Source organism: Streptomyces sp. NPDC034099 (assembly GCF_055575415.1).
Genome location: NZ_JBVISR010000007.1, coordinates 251,236 through 264,919, shown reverse-complemented (window position 1 = coordinate 264,919; position 13,684 = coordinate 251,236). Strand labels below are relative to the sequence as shown.

General features: G+C 72.9%; 10 protein-coding genes. 7 read left to right on the top strand and 3 right to left on the bottom strand.

The features are described from left to right. Positions 1–20: 20 nt before the first annotated feature. Positions 21–2,480 (bottom strand): malto-oligosyltrehalose synthase, encoded by a 2,460-nt coding sequence (treY, locus tag ACZ56V_RS21880; protein WP_468944458.1) that lies wholly within the window; start codon positions 2,478–2,480, stop codon positions 21–23. 68 nt (positions 2,481–2,548) lie between these two features. Then, positions 2,549–4,657, bottom strand: a complete 2,109-nt coding sequence (gene glgX / locus ACZ56V_RS21875) for a glycogen debranching protein GlgX (protein WP_468944455.1) — start codon at positions 4,655–4,657, stop codon at positions 2,549–2,551. A 449-nt stretch (positions 4,658–5,106) separates the two neighbouring features. Between glgX and ACZ56V_RS21870 the strand changes: the two genes are divergently transcribed. Both ACZ56V_RS21870 and ACZ56V_RS21865 read left to right on the top strand, forming a co-directional pair. Then, positions 5,107–6,354 carry an SAV2148 family HEPN domain-containing protein gene (locus ACZ56V_RS21870; RefSeq protein WP_398913609.1) on the top strand — a complete coding sequence of 416 codons (1,248 nt, stop codon included), beginning with the start codon at positions 5,107–5,109 and terminating at the stop codon, positions 6,352–6,354. A 116-nt stretch (positions 6,355–6,470) separates the two neighbouring features. Then, the gene (locus ACZ56V_RS21865) at positions 6,471–7,193 is read left to right on the top strand and encodes an exonuclease domain-containing protein (RefSeq protein WP_468944452.1); all 723 of its coding nucleotides are present in this window, start codon (positions 6,471–6,473) and stop codon (positions 7,191–7,193) included. A 40-nt stretch (positions 7,194–7,233) separates the two neighbouring features. Here the strand turns inward: ACZ56V_RS21865 and ACZ56V_RS21860 are convergent, their stop codons facing one another. Further along, a complete protein-coding gene (locus tag ACZ56V_RS21860; protein ID WP_468944450.1) occupies positions 7,234–8,100 on the bottom strand; it encodes a phosphotransferase enzyme family protein in 867 nt (288 codons plus the stop codon). Positions 8,101–8,251: 151 nt separating this feature from the next. Between ACZ56V_RS21860 and ACZ56V_RS21855 the strand changes: the two genes are divergently transcribed. The 5 genes from ACZ56V_RS21855 (at position 8,252) to ACZ56V_RS21835 (ending at position 13,664) form a co-directional block, all read left to right on the top strand. Next, the gene (locus ACZ56V_RS21855; protein WP_467380857.1) at positions 8,252–9,199 is read left to right on the top strand and encodes a carbohydrate ABC transporter permease; all 948 of its coding nucleotides are present in this window, start codon (positions 8,252–8,254) and stop codon (positions 9,197–9,199) included. After that, positions 9,196–10,029: a carbohydrate ABC transporter permease gene (locus ACZ56V_RS21850; RefSeq protein ID WP_398913601.1), complete on the top strand. Its 834-nt coding sequence runs from the start codon at positions 9,196–9,198 to the stop codon at positions 10,027–10,029. Before ACZ56V_RS21855 ends, ACZ56V_RS21850 begins: the two co-directional genes overlap by 4 nt. After that, positions 10,029–11,318: an ABC transporter substrate-binding protein gene (locus tag ACZ56V_RS21845; RefSeq protein WP_468944446.1), complete on the top strand. Its 1,290-nt coding sequence runs from the start codon at positions 10,029–10,031 to the stop codon at positions 11,316–11,318. Before ACZ56V_RS21850 ends, ACZ56V_RS21845 begins: the two co-directional genes overlap by 1 nt. 310 nt (positions 11,319–11,628) lie before the next feature. Further along, positions 11,629–12,411, top strand: coding sequence for a 23S rRNA (adenine(2058)-N(6))-methyltransferase Erm(O) (gene erm(O), locus ACZ56V_RS21840; RefSeq protein ID WP_468944444.1), 783 nt, complete (start codon positions 11,629–11,631; stop codon positions 12,409–12,411). Further along, entirely contained in the window at positions 12,408–13,664 is a 1,257-nt protein-coding gene (locus ACZ56V_RS21835) for a glycosyltransferase (protein ID WP_398913595.1), read from the top strand. The genes erm(O) and ACZ56V_RS21835 overlap by 4 nt, the downstream gene beginning before the upstream one ends. Positions 13,665–13,684: the final 20 nt, after the last annotated feature.

Here is a 13,684-nt window from a genome sequence, read left to right as displayed (position 1 = left end):
CCCGGTGTCCCCCCCCCGCTCTACGCGGACTCCGCCGTCTCCACCCGCTCCAGCAGCGCCACCGGCGTGTCCGCGAAAAGATCCTCCACGCGCGCGTGCCCGGTGAATTCCCGTCCGGGCGCCAGCGTGTCGGCCCACCTGCCGGGCGGCAGCGGCAGCGTCGTGCCGCGCCAGCCCCCCGCCTCCGCCAGCCGCAGCGACAGCCGGGTCACGGCCGTCAGGGCCCGGCCGGAGCGGACGAACGCCACGCAGTGGGCCGCCGCCGGGCCCTCGGCGGCGAGCGGCTCGTACGTTCCCGCGTCGCCGAAGGTGCCGGGCCGCCGCGCCCGCAGCGCCAGCGCCGCCCGGGTCACCGCCGCCTTCTCCCCGGCGCCCCCGGCCCAGCCCTCGTCCCCGGCGGCGGGGAAGTCCACCGCGCGGCGGTTGTCCGGGTCCACCAGCGCCAGGTGCTCGTGCTCGGTGCCCTGGTAGAGGTCCGGTACGCCCGGCATCGTCAGATGGACCAGGGCCGTGCCGAGGACGTTGGCCCGGACGTGCGGCGCGAGCGCGTCGCGGAGGGCGGCCACCCGCCCGGCCGGCGCGCCGCACGGCCCCGCCGCCACGAACCGCGCCACCGCCTCCTCGTACGCGGGCTCCTGCTCCGTCCAGCTGGTGTGCGTCCCCGCCTCGCGCACGTGCTTCAGCAGCGCCTCCCGCACGCGCTCCCCGTCCGCCGGGCCCAGACCGAACACCGTCTGCCAGGCCGCCCACGCCAGCTGCCCGTCCGGCGGGCCCTCGCCCGTACCGGTGAGGTCCGCGACCTCTGCCAGCACGTCCGCCCACCGCGCGGGGCACTCGGTGAGCACCGCCAGCGCGGCGCGCACGTCGGCGCTGCGCTTGGTGTCGTGGGTCGAGACGACCGTGCCCGTGGCGGGCCAGTCGCGCTGCACGCGCGCGCAGTAGGCGTGGAACTCCTTGGGCGACACGGCCGGACGGCCGGGGTCGCCGCCCACCTCGGTCGCCGACAGCAGCGGCACGTAGCGGTAGAAGGCCGTGTCCTCGACGGACTTGGCACGCAGCGCCGACGCGGTCTGCGCGAACCGCGTCCGGAACTCCACCTGCTCGGGCCCGTCCCCGTACCGCCCCAGCACCAGGTTCCGTACGACGTCCACCGCGCCGGCCTCCTCGGGCACCGCGAAGGCGAGCCGCGCCTCGGCCGCGGCCTCCTCGGTGACGACCGTCGCCGCGTCCACCGAGGCGTACGGCCGGTACACCTCCAGCCGCACCAGCAGCTCCCGCAACGCCGTCCGCAGCGCCCAGGGCGCCCGGTCGCGCAGCGCCGGGTCGGGCGCGGCCGCGCACAGGCGGTGCGCCACCCGGGCCAGCCGGTCCAGCTCGGTGGCCAGCTCGTGCGTGAGCACCCGGTACGCGGCGCGCCGCACCGTCGCCGCCCAGTCCCCGCCCAGGTCCGCCCGCGGGGTGGCGAACCGGCGGTACCGGCCGAGCAGTTGCCCGTACCCGTCGGGGTCCGTGAACAGCCCGTCGACGTGCCGCAGGGCGTCGTAGCCGGTCGTGCCGGCGACGGGCCAGGCGGCGGGCAGCCGCTCACCGTCCGCGAGGATCTTCTCCACCACCGTCCACCGGCCGCCGCTCGCCCGGTGCAGCCGTTCCAGGTACGCGTCGGGGTCGGCGAGGCCGTCGGGATGGTCGACGCGCAGTCCGTCGACCACGCCCTCGTGCAGCAGCCGCAGGATCGTGCCGTGGGTGGCGTCGAACACCTCCGGGTCCTCCACCCGCACGCCGATCAGCTCCGAGATGCTGAAGAAGCGCCGGTAGTTCAGCTCGGTGCGGGCCAGCCGCCACCACACCGGGCGGTACCACTGCGCGTCCAGGAGCCGCGGCAGCGGCAGGTCCGCGGTGCCGTCCCGCAGCGGGAAGGCGTGCTCGTGGTAGCGCAGCACGTCGCCGTCGACCCGGAGGTCGGCCAGCACCTCGCCGACCGGCGCGCCCAGCACCGGCAGCAGCAGCCGGCCGTCCTGCGCCTGCCAGTCGATGTCGAACCAGCGCGCGTAGGGCGACCGGGGTCCCTCGCGCAGTACCTCCCACAGGGCGCGGTTGTGGCGCGGCGACATCGCCATGTGGTTGGGCACGATGTCCACCACCAGGCCCAGACCGTGCTCCCGCGCGGTGCGCGACAGCGCCCGCAGCCCGTCCTCGCCGCCCAGTTCGGCGCGCACGCGCGCGTGGTCGACGACGTCGTAGCCGTGCGGCGAGCCCGGGACCGCCTCCAGGACGGGGGACAGGTGCAGGTGCGACACGCCGAGCGAGGCCAGGTACGGCACGGCCGCCGCCGCGGCCTTGAAGGGGAAGGACGGCTGCAGCTGGAGCCGGTAGGTGGCCGAGGGGATGGAGGAGGGGGTGACGGGGGAGGGGGAGGAGGGAGGGACGGCGGAGGCGGGAGAGGCCGGGGACCGCACCGGGTCGGGTCGCTCAGGTGTCATGGAAACCTACGTACCCGCCCCGCCGCCTTTCCTGTCACCGTCCCCCTGCACGGGTGCAGGGGAGCCGCCTAAACCGGCCGCTGCAACACCGTCAGGCTCCGGTCCACCAGGGTCAGCCGGTCCCCGGCCTGCACCTTCGGGCCGGTGTCCTCGGGCACTCCCGCCGCCAGGGCGGTGTCGACGACCACCTCCCACTGCCGGCCGTGGTCGACCGGCACCACGAAGTCCAGCGGCTTCGGCGACGCGTTGAACATCAGCAGGAAGGAGTCGTCGGCGATGCGTTCCCCGCGCGGGTCGGGCTCGGAGATCGCGTTGCCGTTCAGGAACACCGTGAGCGCGGACGCCCGCGCCGAGTTCCAGTCCCGCTGGGTCATCTCCGCGCCCTCAGGGGTGAACCAGGCGATGTCCGACAGCTCGTCGTGGGTGCCCTGCACCGGGCGCCCGTGGAAGAAGCGGCGCCTGCGCAGGACCGGGTGGTCCTTGCGCAGCCACACCATCGCGCGGGTGAACCGCAGCAGGTCGTGGTCGTCCTCGGGCCACGCCACCCACGCCAGCTCGTTGTCCTGGCAGTAGGCGTTGTTGTTGCCCCGCTGGGTGCGGGCGAACTCGTCCCCGTGGCTGATCATCGGGACGCCCTGGGAGAGCAGCAGGGTGGCGATGAAGTTGCGCATCTGCCGCGCCCGCAGCTCCAGCACCGCCGGGTCGTCGGTGTCGCCCTCGACACCGCAGTTCCAGGAGCGGTTGTGGCTCTCGCCGTCCCGGTTGTCCTCGCCGTTGGCCTCGTTGTGCTTGTCGTTGTAGGACACCATGTCGTGCAGGGTGAAGCCGTCGTGGCAGGTCACGAAGTTGATCGAGGCCAGCGGGCGCCGCCCGTCGTCCTGGTAGAGGTCGGAGGACCCCGTCAGCCGGGACGCGAACTCCGCCAGCGTGCGCGGCTCGCCGCGCCACAGGTCCCGCACCGTGTCCCGGTACTTGCCGTTCCACTCGGTCCACAGCGGCGGGAAGTTGCCCACCTGGTAACCGCCCTCGCCGACGTCCCACGGCTCGGCGATCAGCTTCACCTGCGAGACCACCGGGTCCTGCTGCACCAGGTCGAAGAACGACGACAGCCGGTCCACCTCGTGGAACTGCCGGGCCAGGGTGGCCGCGAGGTCGAAGCGGAACCCGTCGACGTGCATCTCGGTGACCCAGTAGCGCAGCGAGTCCATGATCATCTGGAGGACGTGCGGGGACCGCATGAGCAGCGAGTTCCCGGTCCCCGTGGTGTCCATGTAGTAGCGGGGGTCGTCGGCCAGCCGGTAGTACGAGGGGTTGTCCAGCCCCTTGAAGGACAGCGTCGGGCCCAGGTGATTGCCCTCGGCCGTGTGGTTGTAGACCACGTCCAGGATCACCTCGATCCCCGCCTCGTGCAGCGCCTTGACCGCCGACTTGAACTCCAGCACCTGCTGGCCGCGGTCGCCCCAGGAGGCGTACGCGTTGTGCGGGGCGAAGAAGCCGACCGTGTTGTATCCCCAGTAGTTGTTGAGGCCCATGTCCACCAGCCGGTGGTCGTTGACGAACTGGTGGACCGGCATCAGCTCCAGCGCGGTCACCCCGAGATCCGTGAGGTGCTCGATCAGCGCCGGGTGCGCGAGGGCCGCGTAGGTGCCGCGCAACTCCTCCGGGAGGCCCGGGTGCCGCATGGTCAGGCCCTTGACGTGGGCCTCGTAGATCACCGTGTGGTGGTACTCCGTGCGGGGGCGCCGGTCGTCGCCCCAGTCGAAGTACGGGTTGACCACGACCGACGTCATCGTGTGCGGGGCCGAGTCGAGGTCGTTGCGCCGTTCGGGTTCGCCGAAGTGGTAGCCGTACACCTCCTCGCCCCACTGGACCGCCCCGCTGATCGCACGCGCGTACGGATCGAGGAGCAGCTTGGCGCTGTTGCAGCGCAGCCCGCGCTCCGGGGCGTACGGGCCGTGCACGCGGTACCCGTACCGCTGCCCCGGCATCACCCCCGGTACGAAGGCGTGCCGCACGAAGGCATCGCTCTCCCGCAGTTCGACCGCGGTCTCCGAGCCGTCGTCGTGCAGCAGACACAGCTCTACTCGCTCGGCGGCCTCCGTGAAGACCGCGAAGTTGGTGCCGGCGCCGTCGTACGTGGCACCCAGTGGATACGCCTCTCCAGGCCAGACCTGCATGAACACGACTCTTTCAGGTGTGGGGCGCCGGTGCGGACGCCTTGGCTCCGAGTCCCCGGAAGTCTCCCCGAAAGTGAGGCGACCACCCTAGGGCCTCTCCGGCGGATCCTGCCGCGGACGCGGGGGTCATGAACCGTTCCTTTCCTGCGGCCTGATCCGCCGGACAGGCCCTGGCACGTACGTCCTCCTACCCACCCTTGGGACGTTCCCCCCGCATGATTCCCAGGAACGGGCGCGAAGCCACCGTTCCCGTACCCGCCCGCGTCACCGGTATGAATCCCCTCACTCCCCGGTGTGAGCATGGGAGGAACACGCCTGCGGATCAAGGAGGTTGGCAAAACCGGCCCGTCCATCGGGCTGCACCGCGGACCGCTCCCGGAGTACCCTTCCTTGATCGTTGGGACGGGGTGTCCCCGGCAGTGTCCGGGGGAGCGGAAGGCGGTACTCGGGTGGGCTCGGGAGGGCTGGAGCTGCCTCCTGGTGACGACGGTCACCAGGGGAACTCCACGGACGTCCCGCCCGGTGCGGTGTCCCTGGCGCGGCCCATGAACGCGGGCGCGATCGGTCCGGAGCTGGACTGGGACGCCGGAGCCTGGCGCGAGGTGCGCACGCGTGCGCAGCGGGCGGGCCGGGCCTACATCTGGCTGAATCTCGTCGAGCAGCGGCTGCGCGCCGTCGTCGCCGCCGTCCTGCGGCCGGTCTACGAACCGGTCCACGGCGACGACTGGGTGGTCGCCGCCGCCGGGCCCGCGGGCCAGGAGTGGGTGCAGCGCGCCGTCGCGGTACGGGAGGTCAGCCGCCGCAAGGGCTATCTGCTCGACCCGGCCGACGACAACGTCCTCAGCTTCCTCACGCTGCCCCAGCTGCGCGAGCTGATGGTGCAGCACTGGCCCTGCTTCGAGCCCTACGTGGACGAGCGCCGCGACGTGGAACTCGCCCTGGACGAGCTGGAGGTCACCCGCAACGTCGTCTCCCGCAACCGGGCCCTGTCCGAGGCGGTCCTGAACCAGGCCGAACGGGCCTCCGCACGGCTGCTCGAAGTGCTCGGCGCGGGCAGCGACGTGCCGTCCGCGCGCCGGCTCCCGGTGGACGCCGTGGAGGACCTGGTCGGGGACCGCTACGCCGACGTGGTCGCCGTGCACTCGGACCGGGTGCGGCTGCTGCGCCAGTTCCCCGCCGAGGACCTGTTCGGCAGCGCCCGCCGCGTGGACGCCCTGGGCATCGGCCTCAACCTGCTGGTGCAGAACTTCTCCGGGCGCCGCCTGCTGCGGATGGCCGAGGCGGGCGGCCGGGTGCGGCTGCTCTTCCTGAACCCGGCCTCCAGCGCCATCAAGCGCCGCGAGCGCGAACTGGGCATCAAGCGGGGCGAGCTGAGCCGCGCCGTGGAGATGAACATCCTGCACATGCGCCGCGTGCGGGCCCGGCTGCGGGACCCGGGCGCCTTCGAGATCCAGGTCTTCGACGAGACGCCCCGCTTCACGGCCTACCTCGTCGACGGGGACGGCGCCGACGGCATCGCGGTCGTCCAGTCCTACCTGCGCCGCACTCGGGGCATGGAGGCACCGGTCCTCGTCCTGCGCAACGGGCGCAACGGAGGAAAGGTCGTGAAGTCGGACCGGCTCGAAGAAGGCGGACTTTTCCCCACCTACCGTGAGGAGTTCGAGCTGATGTGGGCGGATTCGCGCCCGGTGTCGTGAACACCGCCCCCCGGGACCGGAGCGGGGGTAAGCGGAATGCGATCCTCTGATTGTCAGTGGCCCGTGGGAAGGTGGAGACCACTGGGGGAAAGCACCACCAAGAAGGGGGACCGCCCATGGGCTGGCACCGGGAGCTGCTGATCGGCTTCGACCTGGAGACGACGGGCACCGATCCGCACGAGGCGCGCATCGTCACGGGAGCCGTGATCGAGGTCAGGGGCTCCGAGCCGCTCGGCCGGCGGGAGTGGCTGGCCGACCCCGGAGTGGAGATCCCGGCGGACGCGGTCGCGGTGCACGGCATCAGCAACGAACGCGCGGCCAACGAGGGCCGTCCCGCCGACCGGGTCGCGGACGCCATCGCCGACGTCCTCGCGGACCACTGGAAGGCCGGCGTCCCGGTCGTCGCCTACAACGCGGCCTTCGACCTCACCCTGCTCTCCGCCGAGCTGCGGCGCCACGGACTGCCGTCTCTGCGCGAGCGCCTGGGCGGCCTGGACCCGGCCCCGGTCATCGATCCGTACACCATCGACCGCTCCATCGACCGCTACCGCCGGGGCAAGCGCAATCTGGAGGCGGTCTGCCGGGAGTACGGCGTCCCGCTCGACGCCGCCCACGACGCCGCGGCCGACGCCCTCGCCGCCGCCCGGCTGGCCTGTGCGATAGCCGGCCGCCACCCCAAGGTCGCGGCCCTCGGCCCGGCGGACCTGCACCGCCGCCAGATCGAGTGGTACGCCGAGTGGGCGGCGGACTTCCAGAGCTTCCTGCGCCGCAAGGGCGATGCCACGGCCGTCGTCGACGGGACCTGGCCGCTGCGCGAGTCGGTCGAGGAGCGGGTCTGACCCGGGCCGGCCGAACGGCCGGCGGGCCGGACGGCGCGCCTCAGAAGGGGTACCAGCGCACCTCGGGGTCCCCGTCCCGCAGCGACGCCACCCTGCGTTCGAACTCGGCCAGTGCCTTGGGGTTGCTCGGCGCGTGCTGGGCCACCCAGGCGCAGCTGGCGGTCTCCCGGGCCCCGCGCAGCACCGCGCAGCCGTCCCACTCGCGCACGTCCCAGCCGTAGGTCGCGGTGAAGGCGTCGTACGCCCCGGCGGGCAGTCCGTAGCGGTCCCGGCTCAGCGCCATCACCACGAGGTCGTGCTCGCGCAGGTCGGCGGAGAAGGTCTCCAGGTCGATCAGGACCGGTCCGTCGGGACCGACGTGCACATTGCGGGGCAGCGCGTCCCCGTGGATGGGGCCCGGCGTCAGCTGCGGGGTGAGCGCGGCGGCGGCCGCGGCGAAGCCGTCCCGGCGCGCCCGCAGAAACGCGGCGTCCTCGGGGTCGATCACGTCGCCCGCGAGGCGCAGCCAGCGTTCCACACCGCCCAGCAGCTCGCGGGGCGGCAGCTTGAAGGAGGAGGGGAGGGGCAGTTCGTGGACGAGCCGGAGCAGCGCCGCCACGTCCCGGGGCTCGGTGGGCCGCACCGGTTCGGGCAGCCGACGCCACACGGTCACCGGGTGCCCGTCGACGGACAGCGCCGTCGGCTCGGCCGCCCGCACCGCCGGCACGCCCGCCTCCTCCAGCCAGAGCGCGACGGCCAGTTCCCGGCGCGCCCGCCCGAGGAGTTCGGCGTCGCGCCCGACCTTGACCGCCAGGCCCCCGGCGGCGAACACCGCGTTCTCGCCGAGCGCCAGCAGCCGCGCCGCCGACGCCGGGCCGGGCAGCACATCCGCCGCGGCCAGCACCTCCCGCGCCCGTGCCTCGTCCATCGTCCCGCGCCTCCGTGTCGTACAGGTTCCCGCCGTCCGTCGGCCAGTGTCCCATTCGCACAGGTGGGAGCATGTCCGGGGCCCTTGACGGGACGCGGTCACTTCACGACCATGACCAGGCCCGTCCGAGCCGCGCAAAGGGGTTGATTACGTGACATCGGTGACCGAGCCGAGAAGGCCGGCGCGCCGTGCGCCCGTCCGGGACGCCCCACGGGGCGCGCCGGACCACGGCGCCTGGTTCCTGGTACTGCCCGCGCTGATCCCCATCCTGGTCCTCAGCGTGGGGCCGCTGCTCTACGGCATCCTGCTGGCGTTCACCGACGCCCAGTCGGGCCGCACGGAGCCCACCCGGTGGATCGGCACCCTGAACTTCCAGGACCTGCTGCACGACACGCTGTTCTGGGAGTCGTTCCGGATCGGCCTGGTGTGGGCCGCCGGGGTGACCGTGCCGCAGTTCCTGCTCGCCCTCGGTCTCGCCCTGCTGCTCAACCAGAACCTCCGGCTGCGCTGGCTGGCCCGGGCGCTGGCGATCATCCCCTGGGCGATGCCCGAGGTCGTCGTCGGCGTCATGTGGCGGCTGGTCTACAACACGGACGCGGGCATCCTCAACGAGACCCTGCGCGACCTCGGTCTCGGCGGCGGCCACGACTGGCTCAGCGGCCTCGGCACCGCCCTGCCCGCCGTCATCGTCGTCGGCGTCTGGGCCGGCATGCCGCAGACCACGGTCGCCCTGCTCGCCGGACTGCAGAACACCCCGCGCGAGCTGCACGAGGCGGCCGCGGTGGACGGCGCGGGAGCCTGGCGCCGCTTCCGCACGGTCACCTGGCCCGCCCTCAGACCCGTCGCGCTCGCCATCACCGCGCTCAACCTGATCTGGAACTTCAACTCCTTCGCCCTGGTCTACGTGCTGACCAACGGCGGCCCCGGCGGCCGCACCCGGCTGCCCATGCTCTTCGCCTACGAAGAGGCCTTCCGCTACGGCCAGTTCGGCTACGCGGCGGCGATGGGCTGCGTCATGGTCGCCGTGATCTCGATCCTGCTGGCCGTCTTCCTCGCCGGCCGGCTCCGCGGCGCATCCAAGGGAGGTGACGAGGCGTGAGGACCTCGACCGCGGCCCGCACGGGCCAGTACGCGGCACTGCTCGGCTATCTGGTCTTCCTGGCCTTCCCGTTCCTCTGGCTGATCTCCATCGCGTTCAAGCCGCCGCGCGAGCTGGCCAGTCTGCACCCCACCTGGATCCCGAAGGACCCCACCCTCGACAACTTCCGGCAGGCCTTCGACGAGCAGCCGCTGCTGCACGCCGGGCTCAACTCCCTGCTCGCCGCGCTCGGCGCCGCCGTGATCGCGGTGCTGATCGCGACGCCGATGGCGTACGTCATGGCCCGCCGTCGCGGCCGGCTCACCAGGGCGGCCACCGGGTGGGTCGTGGTCAGCCAGGCCTTCCCCTTCGTCCTGCTGATCATCCCGCTGTTCCTGGTCCTGAAGAACCTCGGCCTGATCAACTCCGTTCCCGGCCTGGTGATGGTGTATGTCGTGTGGTCGCTGCCGTTCGCGCTGTGGATGCTCGCCGGCTACGTCCGCGCCGTGCCGCGCGAGTTGGAGGAGGCGGCCGCGGTCGACGGCGCGGGGAGGCTGCGGACCCTGGTCTCGGTGACCGCGCCGCTGCTCGCGCCGGGGATCGTGGCGACGGCCCTGTTCGCGTTCATCACCGCGTGGAACGAGTTCTTCTTCGCGCTGGTCCTGCTGAAGACACCGGAGAAACAGACCCTGCCCGTGATCCTCACCCACTTCATCGGCGCCGAGGGCGTCGCCGACCTCGGGCCGCTCGCCGCGGCCGCCTTCCTCGCGACCCTGCCCTCGCTGGTGGTCTTCGCGCTCATCCAGCGGCGGATCACGGGCGGCATGCTCGCCGGGGCGGTGAAGAGCTGATGCGGGCGCCTACGAGGACCGTGACCCTGTTCGTCTCCGTGCTCCTGCTGCTCGCGGGCTGCTCGGACGGCGGCGACGGGGCGGACGACGGCCGGATCACCCTGCGCTTCCAGTCCCTGGCCTGGCAGGACGAGTCGGTGCGGGCCAACAGGGAACTGGTGCGGGAGTGGAACGCAGCCCACCCGGACGTGCGCGTCGAGTACGTCCAGGGCAGCTGGGACAGCGTCCACGACCAGTTGCTCACCTCCTTCGAGGGCGGCGAGGCGCCCGACATCATCCATGACGCCTCCGACGACCTCGCCGACTTCGCCTACGGCGGCTACCTCGCCGATCTCACCGAACTGCTGCCCACCCGGCTGAAGTCGGACATACCGCGGCACAGCTGGGAGACGGTCACCTTCGGCGACGGCGTCTACGGCGTGCCCTTCCTCCAGGAGCCGCGGGTGCTGATCGCCAACGCGACCCTGCTCAGGAAGTCCGGCGTCCGGATCCCCACGCCCGAACACCCCTGGACCTGGGCGGAGTTCCGGCAGGTGACGAAGGAGCTGAGCGGCGACGGCACGTACGGGGTGGCCTGGCCGCTCAAGGAACCCGTCTCCGCCACGCTCAACCTCTCCCTGTCCACCGGCGGCAAGCTGTTCCACCGGGGCGCCGACGGCAAGGTGACCGTCCGCTTCGAGGACGGCGACCAGGTGGTGCCCCGCACCGTCCACGACCAGGTCGACACCGACCGCAGCGCCTCGCCCACCACCCTGGGCAGTGGCGGCTCCGACACCCTGCCCGGCTTCTTCGCGGGCAAGTACGCGATGGTGCCGCTGGGCTTCTCCTACCGCCAGCAGATCGAGCAGCAGGCACCCGAGGGCTTCGACTGGCAGGTGCTGCCCGCCCCCGCCGGTGCCGACGGGCTCGCCCAGGGGGTCAGTCCGCAGACCCTGTCCATCGCCGAGGACAGCCCGCACAAGGAGGAAGCCGCCGCGTTCGTCGACTTCCTCCTTCAGCCGGACAACATGGTGCGCCTCGCGCTCGGCGACTGGATGCTGCCCACCGGCGAGCAGGCCCTGAAGGACCCCGCCCTGCGCACGGCCGAGCACGGCTGGGCCACCGGCACCGCGCTCGCCGCCCGGCTGCGCTCGGCGCCCGCGCAGTCCGTGCGGGGCTACGCCGAGTGGAAGGACAAGGTGGCGACCCCGGCGTTCCAGGAGTACTACAGCGGGGCGATCGGCATGGACGAACTGCGCCACAGACTGGAGGAGGACGGCAACCTCGTACTCGCCCGCTACCAGCGCTGACGGCCGCCCGCGCGAAAACCCGTTGCCCGGCGGGCAGGCGGCCGCCTAACGTCCCCTCCGTGGCAGCTTTCAACGCGATCTTCAACTCCGGTCTCGGCCGGGGCTGCACGTACTCCATCCGGATGCGTCGTGGCCCCGGTGCCCTGACCGGCCCGGGGTCCCCCCGCCGCTGACGCACTCGACGCGTCCGGCACGCCCGACGCGCGCGCGGCGGGGCTGAGCCTCCGCATTCCCTTTTGCCTTCGTCTTCCGGTCAGGGCCTTCGGCTGCCCTTTTCCCCTCCTGTCACGGAAGACAAGGACCGCAGGCCATGGCCCGCCCCACCCAGCGTGCCCGCACGCTCTCGCAGAACTTCCTCGCCGACCGCGCCACCGCCGAACGTGTGGCGCGCCTCGCCGCCCCCGACCGGGGGCGCCCGCCCCTCCTGCTCGAAGTGGGCGCCGGCAACGGCGCCCTCACCGAGCCGCTCGCCCGTCGCAGCCGCGAGCTGCACGCCTACGAGATCGACCCCCGGCTCGTCCCCGGGCTCCGCGCCCGTTTCGCGCGCAGCCCCCACGTCCACGTCGTGGCCGGTGACTTCCTCACCGCCCGGCCCCCGCGCACACCGTTCGCCGTCGCCGGGAACGTGCCCTTCTCGCGCACCGCCGACATCGTCGACTGGTGCCTGTCCGCGCCCGGCCTCACCGACGCCACCCTCATCACCCAGCTCGAGTACGCCCGCAAACGCACCGGCGACTACGGCCGCTGGACCCTGCTCACGGTCCTGACCTGGCCGCGCCACGAGTGGCGGCTGGTGGGCCGGGTGGGCCGCCGCCTCTTCCGGCCGGCGCCGCGCGTCGACGCCGGCATCCTCCGGATCGAACGCCGCCCCACTCCGCTGCTCACCGGCGCCGCCGCCCGCCGCGACTGGGCGGACCTGGTCGAGCTGGGCTTCTCGGGCGTCGGCGGCTCGCTGCACGCGTCCCTGCGCCGCGCCCACCCCCGGCGCCGGGTGGACGCGGCGTTCCGGGCCGCGCGGCTCGGTCCCGGTGTGCTCGTCGGCGAGGTCGCGCCCGACCGGTGGCTGCGGCTGCACAAGGAGCTGACGGCATGAGACGAAAGCATTTGCACGAGACGTCTCGTCTCGCATACGGTGCGGGCATGACCAGTCGCCCCGCGCACATCGCCATGTTCTCCATCGCCCTGCACGGCCACGTGAACCCCAGCCTGGAAGTGATCCGCGAGCTCGTCGCGCGAGGGCACCGGGTGACGTACGCGATCCCGCCGCTTTTCGCGGACAAGGTCGCCGAGGCGGGCGCCGAACCCAAGCTCTGGAACAGCACGCTGCCCGGCCCCGACGCCGACCCGGAGGCCTGGGGGAGCACCCTGCTGGACAACGTGGAGCCCTTCCTCGCCGACGCGATCCAGTCGCTCCCGCAGCTCGCCGAGGCGTACGAGGGGGACGAGCCGGACCTGGTCCTGCACGACATCGCCTCCTACGCCGCCCGCGTCCTGGGCCGCCGCTGGGACGTGCCCGTGATCTCCCTGTCGCCCTGCATGGTCGCCTGGGAGGGGTACGAGCAGGAGGTCGGCGAGCCGATGTGGGAGGAGCCGCTGAAGACCGAGCGCGGACAGGCGTACTACGCCCGCTTCCACGCCTGGCTGGAGGAGAACGGGATCACCGACCACCCCGACCCGTTCATCGGCCGCCCCGACCGTTCCCTGGTACTGATCCCCAAGGCGCTCCAGCCCCACGCCGACCGGGTGGACGAGACGACGTACACCTTCGTCGGCGCCTGCCAGGGGGACCGCACCGCCGAGGGCGACTGGACCCGTCCCGAGGGCGCCGAGAAGGTCGTCCTCGTCTCCCTCGGGTCCGCCTTCACCAAGCAGCCCGCGTTCTACCGGGAGTGCGTCCGGGCCTTCGGTGAGCTGCCCGGCTGGCACACTGTGCTCCAGGTGGGCCGGCACGTCGACCCGGCCGAGCTGGGCGACGTACCGGACACCGTGGAAGTACGCACGTGGGTGCCGCAGTTGGCGATCCTCCAGCAGGCCGACCTGTTCGTCACCCACGCGGGCGCGGGCGGCAGCCAGGAGGGCCTGGCGACCGCCACGCCGATGATCGCCGTACCGCAGGCCGCGGACCAGTTCGGCAACGCCGACATGCTCCAGGGCCTCGGGGTCGCCCGCACGCTGCCGACCGAGGAGGCCACCGCAAAGGCGCTGCGCACCGCCGCCCTCGCCCTTGTCGACGACCCGGAGGTGGCGGCGCGCCTGAAGGAGATCCAGGCGGGGATGGCCCAGGAGGGCGGCACCCGGCGGGCCGCCGACCTCATCGAGGCCGCACTGGCCACCGCGCGGGACTGATGTCCCACCGCACACCGCAG